Origin of the sequence: Nonomuraea jabiensis (genome assembly GCF_014204795.1) — a bacterium.
GTDB classification, from domain to species: domain Bacteria; phylum Actinomycetota; class Actinomycetes; order Streptosporangiales; family Streptosporangiaceae; genus Nonomuraea; species Nonomuraea jabiensis.
The window spans coordinates 3,548,763-3,568,249 of sequence record NZ_JACHMB010000001.1; the positions used below are offsets into that span (position 1 = coordinate 3,548,763).

General features: G+C 67.0%; 14 protein-coding genes. 8 read left to right on the forward strand and 6 right to left on the reverse strand.

Annotation, left to right across the window (positions count from 1 at the left end):
• Nucleotides 1-26: 26 nt before the first annotated feature.
• Nucleotides 27-5,423, reverse strand: coding sequence for a VWD domain-containing protein (locus tag HD596_RS16020; protein ID WP_185070008.1), 5,397 nt, complete (start codon nucleotides 5,421-5,423; stop codon nucleotides 27-29).
• A 385-nt stretch (nucleotides 5,424-5,808) separates the two neighbouring features.
• Between HD596_RS16020 and HD596_RS16025 the strand changes: the two genes are divergently transcribed.
• A complete protein-coding gene (locus HD596_RS16025; RefSeq protein ID WP_185070009.1) occupies nucleotides 5,809-6,633 on the forward strand; it encodes a TolB-like translocation protein in 825 nt (274 codons plus the stop codon).
• A 44-nt stretch (nucleotides 6,634-6,677) separates the two neighbouring features.
• Here HD596_RS16025 and HD596_RS16030 read toward each other — a convergent pair whose 3' ends face one another.
• The 4 genes from HD596_RS16030 to HD596_RS16045 form a co-directional block, all read right to left on the reverse strand.
• The gene (locus HD596_RS16030) at nucleotides 6,678-7,949 is read right to left on the reverse strand and encodes a glycosyl hydrolase family 28-related protein (RefSeq protein WP_185070010.1); all 1,272 of its coding nucleotides are present in this window, start codon (nucleotides 7,947-7,949) and stop codon (nucleotides 6,678-6,680) included.
• A gap of 552 nt (nucleotides 7,950-8,501) precedes the next feature.
• A complete protein-coding gene (locus tag HD596_RS16035; protein ID WP_185070011.1) occupies nucleotides 8,502-9,692 on the reverse strand; it encodes a CU044_5270 family protein in 1,191 nt (396 codons plus the stop codon).
• A complete protein-coding gene (locus HD596_RS16040) occupies nucleotides 9,685-10,251 on the reverse strand; it encodes an RNA polymerase sigma factor (protein ID WP_313044219.1) in 567 nt (188 codons plus the stop codon). Before HD596_RS16040 ends, HD596_RS16035 begins: the two co-directional genes overlap by 8 nt.
• 270 nt (nucleotides 10,252-10,521) lie before the next feature.
• Nucleotides 10,522-11,340 carry a DeoR/GlpR family DNA-binding transcription regulator gene (locus tag HD596_RS16045; RefSeq protein WP_221519347.1) on the reverse strand — a complete coding sequence of 273 codons (819 nt, stop codon included), beginning with the start codon at nucleotides 11,338-11,340 and terminating at the stop codon, nucleotides 10,522-10,524.
• Nucleotides 11,341-11,657: 317 nt separating this feature from the next.
• Between HD596_RS16045 and HD596_RS16050 the strand changes: the two genes are divergently transcribed.
• From HD596_RS16050 to HD596_RS16075, 6 genes are read left to right on the forward strand one after another with little or no spacing between them, the layout of a single operon-like run.
• On the forward strand, nucleotides 11,658-12,926 hold the full coding sequence (locus HD596_RS16050) for an ABC transporter substrate-binding protein (RefSeq protein WP_221519348.1): 1,269 nt from the start codon (nucleotides 11,658-11,660) through the stop codon (nucleotides 12,924-12,926).
• A 55-nt stretch (nucleotides 12,927-12,981) separates the two neighbouring features.
• On the forward strand, nucleotides 12,982-13,920 hold the full coding sequence (locus HD596_RS16055; protein WP_221519349.1) for a carbohydrate ABC transporter permease: 939 nt from the start codon (nucleotides 12,982-12,984) through the stop codon (nucleotides 13,918-13,920).
• A gap of 5 nt (nucleotides 13,921-13,925) precedes the next feature.
• A complete protein-coding gene (locus HD596_RS16060; RefSeq protein ID WP_185070012.1) occupies nucleotides 13,926-14,771 on the forward strand; it encodes a carbohydrate ABC transporter permease in 846 nt (281 codons plus the stop codon).
• Nucleotides 14,772-14,804: 33 nt separating this feature from the next.
• Nucleotides 14,805-15,668, forward strand: coding sequence for a ketose-bisphosphate aldolase (locus tag HD596_RS16065; protein WP_185070013.1), 864 nt, complete (start codon nucleotides 14,805-14,807; stop codon nucleotides 15,666-15,668).
• Between the two features lies 1 nt (nucleotide 15,669).
• Nucleotides 15,670-16,866 carry an ADP-dependent glucokinase/phosphofructokinase gene (locus tag HD596_RS16070; RefSeq protein ID WP_185070014.1) on the forward strand — a complete coding sequence of 399 codons (1,197 nt, stop codon included), beginning with the start codon at nucleotides 15,670-15,672 and terminating at the stop codon, nucleotides 16,864-16,866.
• Nucleotides 16,863-17,813 carry a class I mannose-6-phosphate isomerase gene (locus HD596_RS16075; protein WP_185070015.1) on the forward strand — a complete coding sequence of 317 codons (951 nt, stop codon included), beginning with the start codon at nucleotides 16,863-16,865 and terminating at the stop codon, nucleotides 17,811-17,813. Before HD596_RS16070 ends, HD596_RS16075 begins: the two co-directional genes overlap by 4 nt.
• A 97-nt stretch (nucleotides 17,814-17,910) precedes the next feature.
• Here HD596_RS16075 and HD596_RS16080 read toward each other — a convergent pair whose 3' ends face one another.
• Nucleotides 17,911-18,309, reverse strand: a complete 399-nt coding sequence (locus tag HD596_RS16080; protein WP_185070016.1) for a VOC family protein — start codon at nucleotides 18,307-18,309, stop codon at nucleotides 17,911-17,913.
• A gap of 95 nt (nucleotides 18,310-18,404) precedes the next feature.
• Here HD596_RS16080 and HD596_RS16085 point away from each other — a divergent pair, with 95 nt between their 5' ends.
• Nucleotides 18,405-19,421 carry a helix-turn-helix transcriptional regulator gene (locus HD596_RS16085; RefSeq protein ID WP_185070017.1) on the forward strand — a complete coding sequence of 339 codons (1,017 nt, stop codon included), beginning with the start codon at nucleotides 18,405-18,407 and terminating at the stop codon, nucleotides 19,419-19,421.
• Nucleotides 19,422-19,487: the final 66 nt, after the last annotated feature.

Here is a 19,487-nt window from a genome sequence, read left to right on the forward strand (position 1 = left end):
CCACGCCGCCGGTTCGTCGTGCCGAGTTAGCTCGCCAGCGCGAGTTTGACGGTCAGGGCGCCGGTCTTTTCGGCCTTGGGGTCGAAGAGGATGGTGTAGGTGCCCGTGGCGGGCAGAGTTGTCGCGGAGATGGTGCAGTTGCGGCCGCAATAGGTGGGGGAGCCCAATGCGGTGCCGTCGGGCTTCTTCACCGATACCTGGGCGTCGATGGAGCTGCCGAAACTGGAGTTGGTGAAGGTGAGGGTCACCTTCTGGTTGGCGGTGCCGTTGAAGGTCCAGGTTCCGTTCTGGCCTGGTGTCATGGTGGTCAGGGTCGAGGTGGCGCCACCGATGGTGATGTTCACCGGAGAGAGGTCGGCGACAGAGTAGGTCCTCAGCGTCAGCTTGCCGACCTGTTCGTCTCGCGGGTTGAATTCGACGGTGTAGGTGCCTGTGGCCGGCAGGGCCACCGGGTCGAGGAAGCAGTTGCGGCCGCAGTAGGTGGCCGCCACCAGCACGGTGCCGTCAGGCTTCTTCACCGTCACCTGGGCGCCGGTGGTGTTGGCGAAGTTGGCGTCGGTGAAGTTGAACGAGACGAGCTTGCCCGAGGTGCCGGAGAAGGACCAGGTTCCGTTCTGGCCCGGCGTCGTCGTCGTGAGGCTGGACGCGGCGCCTCCGACCGTGACGTTGCCGCTCAGGTGGGTGATCGAGTAGAGCTGAGCGGTCAGCTTTCCGACATTCCCATCCTGCGGGTCGAATTCCACCGTGTAGGTACCCGCGACCGGTAGAGCAATCGGTTCCATGAAGCAGTTACGACCGCAGTAAGTGGCCGCCACCAGCACGGAGCCGTCAGGCTTCTTCACCGACACCCGAGCGCCGGTCGTACTGGCGAAATCCGCATCCGTGAAGTTCAACGAGACGAGCTGGCCGGAGGTGCCGGAGAAGGACCAGGTTCCGTTCTGGCCTGGCGTCGTCGTCGTGAGGCTGGACGCGGCGCCTCCGACAATGACGCTGCCGGTCAGGTGAGTCACCGTGTAGAGCTGCAGGGCCAGCGAACCCGTCTTGGCGTTCTGCGGGTTGAGCTCGACCGTGTAGGTACCGGTCGCCGGCAGCACGGTCGGCTCGAGCAGGCAGTTGACGCCGCAGCGGGTGTCGGCGACCAGGTCGGTTCCATCCGGCTTCTTGACCTTGACCTTGGCGTCCGAGCTGGAGGTGAACGTCGAACCGGTGAAGTTGAACGACACCTGCTGGCCCTCGGTCCCGGCGAAGGTCCACACACCGTGCTGTCCGGCGATCGTGGTCGTCAGCGTGGAGGCCGGCCCCCCGACGGTGACCTGCGCCGCCACGTCCTGCGCCACGAGGTTCACCTGGGCGGAGGCCGAGCCGGTGTAGATGCCGGCCGGGTCGACCACCACCTGGTAGGTGCCGTCCGCCGGCAGTACGGTCGCATCGAAGAAACAAGAGGTGGAGCAGGACTTCTTCGGCAGGAAGACCGAGCCGTCCGGTCCGAGCACCGACGCCTGCGCGCTGGTGAACGTTCCGCCCGAGATCGTGATCGAGATCCGCTGCCCGGACTTTCCTGCCAACGACCAGGTCGGGTTCTGCCCCGGCTCGGTGGTGGTCAGCTTGACCGCGGCGCCGCCCGGTGTGAGCGTCCCGGTGACGTCGCCCGCGACGACCTGCGCGGAGATCGAGCCCACGGCCGTTCCATACGGGTCGGCGACCACCGTGTACGTTCCGGTCACCGGCAGCGTGACCGTGTCGAACGCGCACGACGTCTGGCAGTAGGCCGGCTTGAACAGGTCCGATCCGTCGGGGTTGCGCACCGAGGCGCGCGCGTACCCGTTGTTGTCCCACGTCCCGCCCGTCAGGACGAACGCGATGCGCTGACCGGCCGTGCCGGCGAACGACCAGGTGGCGTTCTGCCCCGGCCCGGTGGTGGTCAGCTTGACCGGTGCCCCGCCGGCGGTCAGGGCGCCGGTGACGTCGCCCGCGGTGACCTGCGCGGAGATCGAGCCCACGGCCGCCCCGTACGGGTCGGCGACCACCGTGTACGTTCCGGTCACCGGCAGCGTGACCGTGTCGAACGCGCACGACGCCTTGCAGTAGGCCGGGCTGAACAGGTCCGTTCCATCCGGGTTGCGCACCGAGGCGCGCGCGTACCCGTTGTTGTCCCACGTCCCGCCCGTCAGGACGAACGCGATGCGCTGACCGGCCGTGCCGGCGAACGACCAGGTGGCGTTCTGCCCCGGCCCGGTGGTGGTCAGCTTGACCGGTGCCCCGCCGACGGTCAGGGTGCCGGTGACATCGCCCGCGATCACCCCTGCCGTCATCGGCCCCGGCCGCGCGTCGGTCGGATCGACGATGATCGTGTAGGTGCCGTCCGCGGGAAGCGTGACGGTGTTGAAGGCGCAGGCCGTCGAGCAGTAGGTGGAGCCGTACAGCGGCGTTCCGTCCGGTTTACGGACCGAGGCGTAGGCGGAGCTGGTCAGCCCGCTGACCCCGAACGCGATCCGCTGCCCGGCCTTACCGGCGAACGACCAGTACGCGTCCTGTCCGGGAACCGTGGTCGTCAGTGTGGAGGGCGCTCCGAGCGCGACCGTCCCCGTGAGGTCGGTCACCTCGAACAGTTGCAGCGCGAGCGAGCCGGTCTTGGCGTCCTTCGGATCCCACACCACCGAGTAGGTGCCGGTGACAGGCAGGGTCTCGGTGTCGATGAAGCAGGTCTTGCCGCAGCTCTGCGACGCCAGGACGGCCCCGTCTGGTCGCTTCACCCGCAGGGTGGCGGCGGTGCTCGAACTAAGGGTGCCGTCGGTGAACTCGAAGGAGACCTTCTGGCCGGCTGTTCCGGCGAACGTCCAGGTGCCGTACTGGCCCGGCTGTGTGGTCTCCAGCGATACCTTCGGCCCGCCGATCGCCGCGGTCTTGACGACGTCGGGCGCGATCGTGCTCACGCTGAGCTTGTAGGCGCAGAACTCGTCCTCGTGCGGTGAGACGCGTAGCCGGTACGCGCCCGCCGCGAGGCTGTCGAGGCGCTTGCCACCGCACAGAGAGTTGGTGGCGACGCTCGCGCCCGCGGCGTTGAACAGCTCCCAGTTGAACCAGAGTCCCGGGCACTCCTGCGCGTCAACGAAGATCGAACCCGGCTGGCCCAGCGTGAACTGGTACTCGTCGCGCGCGACCTCGGTCTCCAGGTTGCCCGCTCCCTCGGCCGGGACGCCGTCCGAGGCCGTGAACGGCAGCGACACCGTGAACGTCTGTGGCGGCGTGACGTTCAGGTCGAGGTTGACGTTGTCGATCCCGAACGCCTGGTTCGAGATGCCCGCCACCCCGCTGGCCGTGGTCTTGAACTCGATCTGGCTCTTGTTGTGGGTGACCGGCATCGTGATCCGGTACTTGGCCCACGGCAGGCCGGTCGCGAGTTTCCCGGTCGCGACGGGCGTCAGCGTACTCGGCGTGATCGTGTAGGGGGTACCGCGGTCGGTCTCGACCTGGACCGTCTCGGTGTCGGAGTCGGACGCCCAGTCGCCGACGGCCAGCAGGTCGAAGCTCAACGTCCCGCTCTTGTGAGACGGTAGCGACTGCGCGTAGAACCGGTACGAGTCCGTCCCGCTGAACGGCCCGGCGAACGTGCTCACCGCCGGATCGGTCGACACCCGCGACGGCCGCACGTTCGCGCTGAGCGCCCCCTGGAAGTCGATCGGCAGGTCCCCGTCCTCGTTGACGGTCTGTGCGGTCGGATCGAGGATGGGTTTCGTCTGCTCGGCGGCGGCCTTCGCGAACGAAGTGTCCGCCGTGAGCGCGATGTCCAGGATGCAGTCGTTGAATTGGAGGCCCGCCGGGACGCCGTTCGCCTCGCACTGAGTGGTCGCCAGCTGGACCTGCTCGGGCGTCAGGTCGGCGACCGAGACGATCTTGGCCGGGAACTGCTTGTTCGTGAAGGTCGCGGTGCTCTGGCCCGGACCGTAGGTGAACAGCGACTCATTGTCGTCGATCCGCCAGGAGTCGGCGAAGCTGCTGTGCAGCACGGTCGGCGAGGCGTTGGCGGGCAGTTGGGTGCCGTCCCGCAGACGCAGGTCGTTCTTCGGGTTGCCGTCGGCGTCGCCGAGCAGGCCTATGAGGTCACTGTCGGGGGTCGGCGGCACGTAGAGGCTGGCGGCACCCCTCCTCCAGGACAGGGCAGGGCCGGCCACACCGTCGAACATGACGGCCCACTTGTCGTCCTTGCGCAGGATGAACGCGTTCTTGCCCAGATGGAGGAGCTGGCCGGTTTCGAGCGTGCGCTTCTGGTTGTCGATGTACAGGTCGTTCTCGTGGAACTCGACCAGGTGGTCGCCGGCCTCCATCGCGGCGTCGAACATCACCGAAACGTCCCTGCCGCCGCTGGCGGGGCTGAGCCGGCCCTGGATCTCCAGGTTCCACTTGTCGGACTGGGCGAGGATGAACTCGCCGACGGACTGCAGGTCGTAGCCCAGGCCGTCCGGGGTGGTGAAGTGCGGTTCGCCCTTCACCAGACTGCCGTGGTGGGTGAAATACCACCACAGGATGAGGCCGACCAGCGCCACTACGCCGATCCCCAGCGCCATCTCGATCGTGGCGAAGCCGGCGTCGATCAGGAACGCCCTGCCCGCCTGGCTGGCGAGGAACAGCTCGATCTCAGCGGTCAGCTCGGCCGCGGCGAGTTCGACGCTGCCATAGGCGCCGATGTCTTGGGCGAGCGTGGTCGGACCCACGGTCCGGATGCCCCTGATCAGCGGCAGAAGGTAGTCCGGGGGCTCCCACTTGAAGTCGTCGTCGTCCTCGTCCACGACCGGGATCTTGGCGGGCGGGCTGTTGGGATCCGCCGGGTCCTTCTGCCTCTCGCACTTGCGCTCCTTCTTGACCTCCCGGATGTCCAGGAGGCCGGAGGCGGGCGAGGTGGCTCTGTAGGTGGACAGCTGGTATCCCTTGTCGCCGCCACCGAGCGGGCACGTCTTTCCCTTGCCGTAGACCTGGAACCAGTCCTCGTAGCCGCCCCAGCGGTTGAGGACCGCCCCGGCGCGGACGCCGTTGACGCCATTGGCGGCGATCGCCGCGACGTACCGGCCGACCTGGCGTCCCCAGCCCTCATAGTCCGGGTTGCCCTTGACCTTGGCCTCGACCACCTCGGCGAAGCTGGTGCCGACCCGGTCGTAGTAGACGATGTCGGGCCGATCGCGGCCGTTGTTGAGGTACGTCTCCCATTGGACGTCCGGGTTGATGATCGCGCCGGGCTGTGCGGGCGGCGGGACGCCGAGGTGGTCGTTCAGGTACTTGATGGCGCGCGCCTGCCCAATGGACTCGATGCCGCCGCCGGCGCTGCACTCGTTGGGCTGTTGGTAGATGTAGGTGCCGAGCGCGGGACGGGCGGTAAGGCAGAAGCCGTTGTTGATGCGGCGGCGGGTGGCGTACATATTGTTGAACACGCAGCGTTTTTCGCCTCTGCCGGCGTTCGACCAGTCGTCGCTGTTCGGGGGGCAGGGGGCGGCGGCCGCAGCCACCGCCGCCGCCATTCTGGCCGTTAACGTCTCGTGGACGGGGCCTAACAGTGACGCCACGAGGACGCCCACCATGATTACGCAGAGACGCCGCATGCGTTCACCTCGGATAAATGGGACATAAAGATCCGCAGCGGGAACGTACACCATGAAGATCGGTTTGCGGCAGATCTGGAATCACCACGTTCCGTGATCGTCGACTATGCTGCGGTTCGGACCGCTCTTGGGAGGTACGGTGGTCGTCCACCGGTCATGGGAGATCGCATTCGACGCGTTGGCTTCACGGCCGGTGCGGGCGGCTCGGATGGTCGTCGTGGCTCATGGCCTCGATCGGGACGCCGTGCTCGTGCTGGACGCCGACAGCGACGAGTTCGTGACCGTCCCGGGGCTCCCGGCCCACCTCTCCCGCAATACGGTGTCGCTGTCGTCCGACGGGACCCGGCTGGTGTTCCTGTCGCGGCAGGACGACGGCGCCGGACCCATGCGGGTGGTGCTGCACGCGCTCGCCTCCGGAGCGCGGCAGGAGTTCGTCTCGGACGGTTTCGTGCGGGCGGCGCTCTCACCGGACGGCAGCCGGATCGCCGTCCTGGCAGACCTGTCGAACGGACCCGGAATCCCCGGCGTGGGCGACGAGATCGCCGGCATCGTGCTGATCGAGACCGTCACCGGCGCCCGGCAGCCGCTCTGGTCGGCCGAGGGCTACTGGCAGGAAGACGCCATCAGCTGGTCCCCGGACGGGCGACTCCTCGCCGCTACCTATCTGACGCTGGACGACGTCATCACCACCGTCGTCCTGGACCTTTCCGGCAAGGTGATCGGCGTTCACGAGGATCGGGTCGCCCTACCCGGGGCGCACTCCGTCTGGACGTCCGACCGGGAACTCATCGTCTACCCGGAGCCCGACGACGAGAGCCCCCTCATCGCGATCGACGCCCTGACCGGAAGTGAGCGCCGCTTCACCCGGCGAAACTTCAGCGGCTACCTCGCCATCACCGGTGGCCGGGTCGTGCGTCCGGGATCTTCGCCCGAGCGGGTCGTCACGACCGACTTGAATGACACCGACGAGCGTCCCTTCCTTACCTTCCGCCCCGCCGTCTCGATCGAGGCCATCGACATCGTCCCGTCCGCCGTCAGGTGACCCGTGGGGCGCCTCTTCGGCCGCAGGATCCCGACCGGCCACCGCTAACTCAGCGCCGTCGACAACCACTTGCCGTTTACTCGTACGTAGAGGCGTCTGTTGGTCGAGTCGACCGCAAGTGTCCCATCGACCGGGGTGTGCGTGAACGATGCGTCGCTGACCGGGCCTGCGACCATCCGCAGCGGCGGGTTCGGCTGGTTCTTGGTTGGGATGGCACCGCCGGACTGTCCTCCGATGTTCGCGTTGCAGTTCTCCACCCGGAAATCGCCGGTGCTTGAGGCTTCGTAGTAAATGTGACTGCCAGTCGGCTTTGTGGAGTAACGCCCCACGACGTTACGCAGGACGGCGGTCGAGCCGGAGCCGGAGTAGAGATCGATCCCGGAGTTGACCGTCGCCGCCGACGGACCGTTGGCGATCAGCACGTTCTCCAGGGCGCTGGCGCTTCCCGCCCAGGCGATGATGTTCTGGGCAGTGGAATACCCGGAGGCAAAACCACCCGCGTAAGCATAGATATTGGACGCATAGATATGCCTGCAGGACGCGTCGACCTTCAGGTGCGGGCCGCCCTGCATCCTGGAGGTTTCGAATTTGCAGTCCGTCAGATAGATCCCATTGGGATTATTGTTCTTCGCGGTGCCCTGGGTGATCCACAAGGCCCCGGTGCCGAAGGCCTCCATGCGGCATCCGATGAAATGGATCTGGTTGACGTTGTCGGCACTGTATCCCCAGCCGGCCGTGGCAGAGGAGTTTCGAAGCCACACGTTGGGCTGAGTAGTGCTGTTCGCGGTGCCGGTGCTCTCCTCGATCACCAGATTGTAGAACCTGGAGTCCCAGAACTCGACGGCGTCGATGCACAGGTCGTTGTTGCTCGACATGAAAACATCACGGAAGTAGGAGTTGTCATTGTAGTAAAGCTCGAGCAGCAACCCGGTCTTGCCGTTGCCGTTGAACCCGAGGTTTTCGATCGAACAGTAGCGCCGATGTTCCGACCCGCTCGTGTCGGTAGGGGCTCCGGACATACGCAACAGGATGCCGTTCGCCTTCTTGACCAGCGTGGAGGCCTTGCTGCTCGCCCCGGCCAGTCGGATTCCGTTGCCGCCGATGGACAAGGCCGGGCCGCCGGCCGTCGGGGTGACCGCGTACGCCCCCGCGGGGAAGTACACGGTGCCGCCTCCAGCGGCCACCGCTGCATCGATCGCGGCCTGGACCTTCGGGGTGTCGTCATCGGCCCCGTTGCCGATCGCCCCGTAGTCCTTGACATTGAACCAGTCCAGCGGTGTCGTCTCCGCTGCCGCATACGGGGTCTTCGCGATCATGGCGGCACCCGCCAGCCCTGCGGCGGTGCTCCACAGCGCCCTACGCCCCATGCTCGGACCCTTCGGCTCCGTCACGCCACAGCCCCCCTAGAGATCGGCTTGAGGATTAAATCAGTTCGTCGCGCCCGTTGGTGAGTGAACAAGGCGGTCTTCGACGAGGGGCGTGCTGAACGATCGTCAGCTGCGAATCGTGAAGGAGCGCGCCCGTGATCTGCGGGCGCTGCTACCGCGTCTGCGTCACCGCGAAGGGCGAACGTACGTCGCGGGGTCAGTCCGAACCGGCGAGCTGATCATCAGCGATGCATGCAAGCTCTGAGCAGAGCAAGTGAGCGCGACGACAATCTTCACTACCGGATGAAGGCCGCCCGCCAGCACCGCCTACGCGCTTGACCACCGCCACGAAGGACCCGAGACGGCAGAACTCAACGACGGAAGGGACATCAATGCGCGTACGGTTCGCCGACAAGGCGCCGGCACAGGTCTGGGCCACGCTGCTGGAGTCCGACCGCCCTGAAGGAAGGCGCGACCCAGGCTGACCGAGGCGCGGATATGTCAGCTCGGCGCCTCGTCGGTCCATTCGGCGACCTCGTACGTCTCGTACTCGGATACCTCGCCAGGCTCGTGAAAACGGTCAGGCTGGCTCTCGGTCGTCAGGCGGCGAGGCTTGCCGTCGTCTCCCGGGGGGAGATCGCGGGAGCCGCGCGGCGGCGTCGCCACGAGATCCCGCATGGCCAGCAGTGTTCCGTTGTCAGGGTCGATGATCCACTGGCGTCGGTAGTTACCGAGCTGCTTGGGTGCGGTGGAGAGGCCGAGGGGAATGGTCGTCTCCAACGGCAGGGAAATCACCACTCCAGGACGGCCCAGCGGGTCGGTCGTCCTGCTCTCGACCTTGACGCCGGGCAGGGTGGCGAGCATCCGGAACGCGGCCGCCCGCACCGCCGGCGGGACGAGCGCCTCGGCCAGCAAGGTGCCCGCCACATCACTCAGCGCCCGAACACGCTTCTCACCTTGCAGAGCCCGCATCGGCTGCCGTGTGACTTTCGGAGCATACGCTTCCCAATTGCCCTTGAGATCCAGCAGCGCGTTCTCCAACTGTTCGGGCTGGGTCGGCAGCGCAGCCAGCTGTTGCGGTGTCATGCCGAAGAATCGTCGATCGTCCACCCTGCGGCACGCTTGCTTCCTTTTCGGAGTCTCCAGGAACAGGGTGCCCGGCCCATCAGCAGTCGCGACCTGCACCTTCATGGGAGCTCCCGCCTTCCGCCATTTCTGCCTGTCGCGGGCGGTCCACGGGCGGGCAGGCAAGTCCTGGACGGCGATGCACGCCTTGCCGCGCTGGTCGGTCCAGTCGTCGTACTGCATCCTCGACTCGATCTTGTAGTGGTCCGCCACGTTCTCGCCGACCGCGTAGATCTTCCCGGCGATCCGGGTGGTGTGCCAGTACGTGCCGGTCGGCCCCTTCTGCACATTGGCGGCGGCCACCAGCAGTGCGTTGCCCGGTGCCTGAGGGCTCCCGTTCTCGCCGAAACGGACCGGCTGGTCCCGACCCGAGGTCAGAGAGATGGCGGCCAGGGTCGCCGCGACCAGGGCGGCCGTCGCCATCATGCTCACCGTCGAAACTCTGAAGCTGCGGCGGGAGCGTGGCGGAGGATCAGAGCGCCAGTTGGCACGCAGGGCGAGCTGGTCCGGGCCCTCCTCCTGGGCCAGTGCCGTCCGCATCTGCCGCAGTGCGTCGAGTTCATCCATCGTTGTTCTCCCCCAGGAGGGCTTTGCGGAGTTTCGTCCGAGCCCGGTGAATCTTGGCCTTGACGGTGCCGAGGGGCAGATTCAGAACCGCCGCGATCTCGGCGTATGACAGCTGGCCCCAGGCCAGCAACAAAATGGCGCTGCGATCCTGGGAGCTCAGTGCCGCGAGGGCCTTCGCCAGATGAGGGCCCTGCGCCGCGGCGGCCATGCGATCGCTGACCAGCTCGGCGATGCCGTCCTCGGCCGGGTCCACGCCTGTTCGGGCGAACGCCCTGAACATGCGGGTTTCCTGCCGATGGTGCTTGGCGATCAAATTGCTGGCGATGCCCCATAGCCATGCGGCGAATTCTGATCGCCCGTCGAACCGTCCCCGCTGCCGGAACGCGGTGGCGAACGCTTCCGCCACGATGTCATCGGCGAGAGTGCGTCCAAGGCGACGCTTGATGTAGGCGTGAAGTCGCGGCGCGTGACGGTGGAACAGTTCGCCGAATGCCTCAGGGTCTTCCGAAGAGGCGGCGACAAGTTCTGCATCGCCGAGCTTCTCCGTAGGCCGACTCACCACTCTGGCCGTAGCCACGGGGCGGTGTGTCGCTTCATGATCGGTTCCTCCGGGTCCAGGGTGCTTGATGTACCCCCTCTATCCCGAAGGCCGCTCCCCGGTTGCGTCCCTGTTCGTCAGGCGCCTGATTCCACGGTTCTCTGAGCGCACTGTGGCGGGTTGGGGCTGCGCCGGCGAATCCAGACTGGCTCGCCGACAGATTGATCCACATCGCCGGCACCGGGGTGGCCTGTCCGGTCGGGTTGACGTCCGGTGAGGCCCTGACAAGCGCTAGGGCTTGGTCGCGGGGGTGAGCACCTCCACGCCGCTCGCCTTGAGGGCGTCCCGCAGGTCGGGTGGCGGTGCGGTGTCGGTGATCAGGTAGTCGGCGGCGCCTAGTTCCGACACCTGGGCGAACAGGCGGCGGCCGAACTTGGAGGAGTCGACGAGGATCGCCACGCGGGCCGCACGGGAGATCATCTCCTGCATCATCGCGGCCTCGGCGAGGTTGCTCGTCGTGTAGCCGGCGTCGGCGGCGACCGCGCCGACGCCGATCAGCGCCAGATCGCAGCTGATGTCCAGCTCGGCGCCGGTGTTGGCGCGGAAGCTGACCGGGCCGATCGTGGCGAGGGTGAGCGCGCGCACCGCGCCGCCGAAGACGTAGATGTCGCGGATGGCCGTAGGCGGGAGCGCGCTCGGCACCAGCAGATTGTTCGTCGCCACCGTGAGGTCGCGGTGCTGGCCCAGGCTGCGGGCGAGCGCAAGGGTGGTCGTCCCGCCGTTGATCATGATGGTCGAGCCGTCGTCGACCAGTGTCGCGGCCAGGGCCCCGATCTTCTCCTTCTCCTGCTCCTGCACGGCAAGCCGCTGGTCGACGGCGCGGTCGGTGCGGGAGACCGTGGACAGGCTGACAGCGCCGCCGTATGTACGCACGAGGATGCCCTCGGCGGCCAGCTGATCGAGATCGCGTCGCACGGTGTCGATGGAGACGCCGAAGCGCTCGGCGAGCTCGCTCACCGTGACCTGGCCGGTGTCGGCCACGTACGCGGCCAGCTGAGCTTTGCGCCCGGCGGGTAGGTGGCGCTGCCGCTCGTCCCTGTCAACGCTCACTGGTTCCCCCTTGTCAGTGCGGCAGTATTCCACAAGTCCGTGCCCGCTGGGCATATTGCCGCATAGAGCTGCCAAGAGCCGCAAGGGTGGGCAGGGCCAGGCGAAGGCCGGTAGCGGCGGGGAAATTCACAGATCAGAGGACGGCGATGGGGCGCCGGATCTTGCTTCATGGCTCCACATTATGCCGTACTTCGCAGTTTTCTGCTGTTCTTCTCTTGTCCACGTCCGTAACACGCTGCTAACGTGACGGCAACTCGGCAGAGGACGGAAAGATCTCGATGTAGAAGGAGCCCGTCATGGCGGTTGGTGCAACCCGGGTGAGGCAAGTGATAGGGGCGGCGACAGCGGTTGCGACGGTCGCGCTCGTGGCGGCGTGTGGCTCGGGCGCCTCGGGCGACACCGCCTCGGACGGCAGCGTGACGCTGGAGTTCGCGCAGTGGTGGGGGGCCGAGCTGCCGGCCGGGGAGTTTGACAAGATTGTTAACGATTTCACCGCACAGAATCCGAACATCAAGATCAAGCTGCTGAGCGCGCCGTACGCTTCGACGAAGCAGCAGCTGATCACCGGCGCCGCGTCGAAGACGTTGCCCGACGTGGTGGGCCTCGACGGCGCCTGGGTCAACGACTTCGCCAAGCAGGGCGCGATAACCGATCTGTCCAAGCTGATGGCCGACGCGAAGTACGACGCCGGCCAGCTCGCCAGTCAGGTGCAGATCAAGGGCAAGACCTACATGATCCCGGTGGTCAACTTCGTCTACCCGCTCTTCGTCAACAAGGACCTGCTCACCAAGGCCGGCGTCGCCAAGGTGCCCACCACGCGCACCGAGTTCCTCGACGCGGCCAAGAAGATCAGCGCAACCGGCAGCGACGTGAAGGGCTGGGCGCTCCCGCTCGACACCGCCGTCCCCAACGGCATCCAGAACGACGTCATGTCCTGGCTCTGGGCGTCCGGCGGCAGCATGCTGGCCAACGGCAAGCCCAACCTGACCGGCGCGCCGGTCAAGAACGTGGTCGAGTACGTGAAGAGCCTGAACGACGCGGGCGTCATCGCCCCCGGCTCGCTCACCATGAAAGAACAGGACAAGGTCGAGAAGTTCACCAACGGCCAGGTCGGCATGATGATCGACTCGCTCGCGCACATCAACCTGATCAAGAAGAACAAGCCGGATCTGAAGTTCGAGGTGGCGGCCATTCCGGCCGAGGACGGCTACACCGGCAAGCGCGGCCTCCCGTACGCGTCCTGGGGTATCGGCATCTCCGACTCCACCGAGCACAAGGCCGAGGCGTTCAAGTTCGTGTCCTACCTGCTCAGCAAGGAGACCAACGCGAAGCTGAGCACGATCGCGAACGGCTTCCCGGGTAACAAGCACGCCCAGCCCGACTTCAGCAACAGCGACCCGCTGTTCAAGACCGCTTTCGACATCTACCAGCAGGGCTACCCCGCCAACGAGTTCGTCGGCCTGCCCAAGTCCGAGGACCTGATGCGCAGCTTCGACGAGCAGCTCCAGCTCGTGCTGACCGGCAAGACGAGTGTCGACGACGCCCTCGCCAAGTCGCAGGAGTCCTGGTCCTCGGTGATCGGGTAGCCCGCCCGGGCGCCGTGCCGGTCCCCAGGTGCGGCGCGCGATCAAGGAGAAAGCGATGACATCCGTGATGGCACCGAAGACGGCGGCGCCCACCGAGGAACGGGTCACACCCGGCCGGACCCGCTCCCTGGCAAGGCGCCTGATCCCGTACGGCTATCTGTCCCCCACGGTGCTTCTGATCGTGGTCCTGATGGTGGTCCCCATCGTCATGGTGATCGGCTACTCGTTCCAGGACAACGTGATCGTCCAGGAGAACCCGGTGTTCGCCGGGTTCGCCAACTACACCAAGGTGCTCGCCGACCCGGACTTCCTGGCGGCGCTGCAGAACACCGCCATCTTCATCACGGTCAGCACCGTGGCCCACCTGGTCCTCGGCCTGGCGTTCGCGATGATGCTCAACACCCAGTTGCTGGGCGGGGTCGCCAAGGCCGTTTTCCGGATCGTCTACATCCTGCCCTGGCTGTTCACGATCGCGGTGATCGCCGTCATCTGGCGGCTGCTGCTCGACCCGTCCGGCGTGGTCAACTACGTCCTGCACACGCTGGGGCTCATCCAGGAGGGCGTGAACTGGCTCGGCGACCCGGGCAAGGCGCTCTGGGCGATCACGTTCGTCAACATCTGGTCCGGCTACCCGTTCTTCATGATCAGCCTGCTCGCCGCGCTGCAGGGCATCCCCAACGACCTGTACGAAGCGGCCGCGATGGACGGGACGAACTGGTTCCAGCGGTTCCTGCACGTGACGCTGCCCCAACTGCGACCGGTGATCATCAGCATGGGAGTGCTCGACCTGATCTGGACGTCCCAGCAGTTCGCCCTGATCTGGATGACGACCGGAGGCGGGCCGCTGAACGCCACCGAGATGCTCAGCACCTACACCTACAAGCAGGCCTTCAGCGAGTACGAGTTCGCGACCGCGTCCGCCGCCGCCGTGATCGTGCTGCTGCTGACGATGATCCTGGCCTTCTTCTACGTACGCCAGCAAAGGGAGCGGTGAGACGCATGGCCACCACCATCAAGACCCGTCGCACCCTCGCCAAGGCCGGCGTCATCACCGGCCTCGTCATCGGCGGGCTGTTCGCCGGCCTGCCGGTCCTGTGGCTGCTGTCCACCTCGTTCAAGAGCAACGGGGAAGTCTTCCAGAATCCGCCGAAACTCATCACCGGCAGCTTCTCGTTCGACGCCTACTGGGAGATCCTCGGCGACGGTGCCCAGCTGCGGTACTTCCTCAACAGCTACATCGTCGCCTTCGCGGTGACCATCCTGACGCTGCTGGTGGCCGTCCTGGCGGGGTTCGCCTTCAGCCGCTTCACGTTCCCGTTCCAGAAGACCATCAACGCCGTGATCGTCAGCGTCCAGGCCGTGCCGCCGATCACGCTCGTCATTCCGTACTTCGGGCTCGTCGTCGGGCTCGGGCTGTACAACACCTATCCCGGCCTGATCCTCACGCACATGGTGTTCACCCTCCCGTACGCGATCATCATGATCACCGCGTACCTGAACACGCTGCCACGAGAGCTGGACGAGTCCGTCAAGGTCGACGGCGGCACCAACTGGACCGCGCTGTGGCGGATCCTGGTACCGATCTCGGTGCCCGGTCTGATCGCGGTCGGCGTGTACACGTTCATGATCTCGTGGAACGAGTACCTGTTCGCGCTCACTCTGACCCGTACCGACGACATGCGCACCGTGCCGATCGGCATCCAGATGCTCATGGGCCAGCACTCGTACGAGTGGAACCAGATGATGGCCATGAGCATCCTCGGGTCCATTCCGGTCCTCCTCCTCTTCCTCCTGTTCCAGCGACGGTTCATCGGCGGGCTCACCGCCGGCGCCGTCAAGGCCTGACACACCCAGCACCCAAAAGGAGAAAACGCACAAATGCTGACGACCGGCAAGGCGATCCTGGATGTCGCCAACGAACACAGCTTCGCCGTGCCCGCCTTCAACATCAGCGACTGGGCGATGTTCAAGGGGATCGTCGAGATCAGCGAGGAGACGAACGCACCCCTGATCGTCGGGATCCACCCGGACGAGGTTCGGCACATCGGCCGCGAGATGATCACCGGCATCGTCGAGCGGTCGCACAACTCGAGCGTCCCGATCGCGATCCACTGGGACCACGGCGCCACCTATGAGCAGATCCTGCAGGCGATCCAGTACGGCTTCACCTCCGTGATGATCGACGGGTCGCTGAAGCCGTTCGAGGAGAACATCGCGATCACCAAGAAGGTCACCGACTCGGCGCACGTTCTCGGCGTGTCGGTGGAGGGCGAGCTCGGCACGATCGGCGGGAACGACAGCTACGCCGAGGCGGGCGCCGCCGAGATCATCTACACCGACCCTGACGACGCGGTCACGTTCGTCGAGCAGACCGGCGTGGACAGCCTCGCCGTCGCGATCGGGACGTTCCACGGCCTCTACCCGGCCCACCTCAAGCCGGAGCTGAAGCTCGACCTGCTCAAGGAGATCAAGAGCCGGGTGCAGATCCCCCTGGTGCTGCACGGCGGCTCCGGCAACCCGGATGACGAGATCCGCGAGGCGGCGCGCATCGGCATCAACAAGATCAACATCTCCACCGATATCAAGGTCGCCTACCACGACAAGATGCGCGAGGTGCTGGGCAACGACCGGAAGGTGCGCGAGCCGAACGCCATCCAGCCCGCCTGCCTCGAGGCCATGAAGGTGGTCGCCGCCCAGAAGATCGAGCTGTTCGGCGCCGCCGGTAAGGGCTCGCTCTACTGACATGGCCGACGCGTCCCGAACAATCCTGGGCCTCGGCGGTTGCGTCGACTACGAGTTGAAGCTGACCACCAGTGTCCTGGAACAGCTTGTCGCCGAGTACGGCATCGTGGCCGCGGAACTGACGTCGCCGGCCACGGTGACCAGCGAGCGGGACCTCGTGGTGTCGATCCTGGGGTACGTGGCCCGGGGCGGTGGCGGTGAACACTTCGTCGCCTCCGCCCCGGCGCTGTCGACCTTCGCGGACCGGTTCCCACATCGGGAAACTCTGGGCGGCACCTCGGTGCGGGCCGGGATCGTGATGAGCCGGCTCGGCGTGCCGTCCACGCTGCACCTGGTCAGCGTCAACGACACCTTCCGCCGGCTGCTGCCGGCGGACTGCGAGTACATCAACAGCGGTGTCGGGGACACCTTCCATCCACACCTGATCGTCCAGTACGACAAGGGCCTGCGGGTCCGGGCGGGCGACATCGACATCGTCGCGCCGTTCCCGAACCGCCTGATCTACGTCAACGACCCGGCGAACGCTGCCATGCTGCTCACCGGCGATCTCGGCGACCGGTTGCGGAAAGCGGACATCTTTCTGATCTCCGGATTCAACGCCATGCGCGACCAGGCGGAGCTCGACGAGAGGCTCGCCTCCCTGAAAGAGCACATGCGGCAGCTGCCGTACGGGGCGGTCGCCTACTTCGAGGACGCGGCATACCACGAGCCCGCCTTCAGCCGCCGGGTCCGGGACGCGCTGCTCGACAAGATCGACGTGTACGGACTGAACGAGGACGAGCTGCAGTCGTACATCGGGCGCCCGGTCGACCTGCTCTCGGCCGAGGACGTCGCGGAGGCGCTCACGGCGGTGCACGCGCTCATCCCGGTGCCGACGCTGGTGCTGCACACGAAGTACTGGGCCGCGGCGCTCGGCGCAGGCGCTTACGCCGACGCCCTCGACACCGGCACGGTCATGGCCGCCACCCGCTACTGCCACGGCGACGAATTCAGCGAGGAGGACGTCGAGCGGGTGCGCCGACTGGCCCGGCGGCCCGAGTCCGTCGCCTTCGCGGCGGCGCTGCGCTCGCGCATGGGGGCGAGTGTCGACTGTGTCCCCGGCTTCGCACTCGACGTCCAGAATCCCACCACCGTCGGGCTCGGCGACACGTTCGTCGGCGGCTTCCTCGCCGAGCTGGCCCTGAAGGGACATCGATGACCGTCGAGGTACTGCCTGCCAACCAGCCCGAGACGTTCTATCGCGGCGCCGGCCGGATCGCCGAGTTCCGCAACGTGCCCGGGCTGCCCGACCGCCCGGAGGACTGGGTGGGCTCGGTGACCTCCAGGTTCGGGCTCGCCCCATCCGGGCTGTCCACCCTGGCCGACGGCCGCGTGCTGGCCGAGGCGATCGCCGCGGATCCGCGCTGGTGGCTCGGCCCGGAACGCGCCGACACCGGCGTGCTGGTGAAGCTGCTCGACGCCGGCCAGCGGCTGCCGTTGCACGTGCACCCCGACCGCCGCTTCGCCACCGCGCACCTCGCCTCGCCGTACGGGAAGACCGAGGCATGGGTGATCGTCTCCGCGCGGCCCGGCGCGTACGTCCATCTGGGTTTTGCCCGTGACGTGGAGGCCGCCGAGCTGGCCGGCTGGGTGGACGGGCAGAAAACTGAGGCGATGCTCGCCGCCACCAACAAAATCCCGGTCGCGGCCGGCGACGCGATCCTCTGCCCGGCCGGGCTTCCGCACGCGATCGGCGACGGCATCCTGCTGGTCGAGGTCCAGGAGCCGACCGACTTCTCGGTGCTGCTGGAGTACGAGGGCTTCGGCCTCGCCGGCGGCCACCTCGGCCTCGGCTACGACCTGGCTCTGCAGTGCGTCGACCGCGGCGCCTGGACGCCGTCACGCCTCGACGAACTCCGCGGTACTCCAGCGCGACTGCTGCCCGAGGCCGCGGACAAGTTCTTCGCCGTTCGCCGTTTGCATGGCGGCGAACGCCTGGAACGTGGCTTCAGCGTGCTGGTGGTGGTGGCCGGGGAGGGCAGGCTGATCGGCGACAAGGACGACCTGTCGCTCCGGCGGGGAGACACGCTGCTGGTCCCGTACGCCGCCGGCCCGGTTCTTCTGGACGGCCAGGTCGAGGTGATCCGCCTCTCGGCGTCCGCCTGACTGCCACAGCGCTTCCGCCTTCACCGGCGCAATCATCCCGCTGTGGGGCCAGAGCCGCAGTTCGCGCCAGAGGCGACCCCCGCTGGCCGCGTTGCCGTCAGCGAGCGAACTTCTCGATGGCGGCCGGGGTGACAGGGGTGAAGAAGTTGACGAGGTTGCCGTCGGGGTCACGCAGCAGGAGCGACCGGTTGCCCCACGGCATCGTCGTGGGCTCGTTGACGAGGTCCTCGACGAAGCCGACCACGTTCTGATGCACGCCGTCCACGTCGTCGACGAGGAACTCGATGATCACGGTGCGGTTGTCGGCGGGACGGGCAGCGTCAGGCGCGAAGAGCGGGACGGTGCGGGTGCTGCCGATCGCGAGGGTGGCGGAGGCGGTTCTGAGCTCCGCGAAGTCCGCGCCGGACCAACTGGCCCGCAGTCCCGTGGCTCGCTCGTAGAAGCCGACGAGGCGTGCGATGTCGCCCGTGATGATGCGGATCGATACGAAGTCCATGGTGATTTCCCTGTTCGTGGGGGCTGTTGTCCGGTGGCATACTAGGGCGGATTCTGGACAGAAACCGCCCAGTATTCTCGCTAAGGCTGTGTGACGTGGCTCGACCTACTCATCGCGTCCTCACGCTGTTGGAGCTCCTGCAGTCGGGCGGCATCCGGACGATGGCCGAGCTCGCCGACCGGCTCGGCGTCGACGAGCGCACCGTGCGGCGGTACGTGGACCACCTGATCGACCTCGACGTGCCTGTCGAGTCGGTGCGCGGCCGCTACGGCGGATACCGGCTCGCCCCCGGATACCGCATGCCTCCGCTCATGCTGAGTGACGACGAAGCGCTCGCCGTGCTGCTCGGCCTGGTCGCCGGCCGCCGGTCAGGGTTGATGACGGCGACGGGCACGGCGAGTGAGACGGCGGCGGCCAAGATCCGGCGGGTCCTGCCCGAGCGGCTCGCCCGCAGGCTCGACACCGTGCTCGAATCCCTCGCCTTCACGGCTCCGCCCGGCGAGTTCGCCACCCCGGAGATCGCGGTCCTGCTCTCCATCGCCGACGCCGTGCGCCATCACCGGCCGATCTCGATCAGGTACACCGCCGCCGACGGCCGGCGCAGCGAGCGCACGCTGCATCCGTACGGGCTCGTGGCCCACTCGGGCCGGTGGTACGTCACGGGTGCGGATCCCGAGATCGGCGACGATCGGACCTTCCGGCTGGATCGCATCGCAGATGCGAGGGCCCTGCCGGGTTCGTTCGAGCCGCCTGCCGGGCTTGATCCGGCGCAGCGCGTTCTGTCAGGGCTTGCCAAGGCTCCGTACCGGTATGAAGTGGTCCTGCGCATCCAGGGGACGGTCGAGCAGATCCGCGCCCGGCTTCCCGCCGGTGTTGCGACTGTGGAGGAGCCCACGTCCGCGGGGGGCGCCGATCCCGAGGCCGAGGGCTGGCTCCGCGTCGAGTTGCGAGCCGAGCGGCTCGACTGGTTGCCTCCGGTGCTCGCGTCGCTCGACCGGCCGTTCGTCATCGAGCGACCGGACGAGCTCCGGGGCCTTGTCGCCGCGCTCGCCGACCGGCTCGCGGCCTCTGCCCGCAGGGTCCCGCCTGCGCCGGGCACAGGTGTTGCCTGACGTCCAGCGAGGAACGGTCAAGCGGCGCGGGTGCACTGCCGTTGGTCCACGGTTACCTCGAGGACG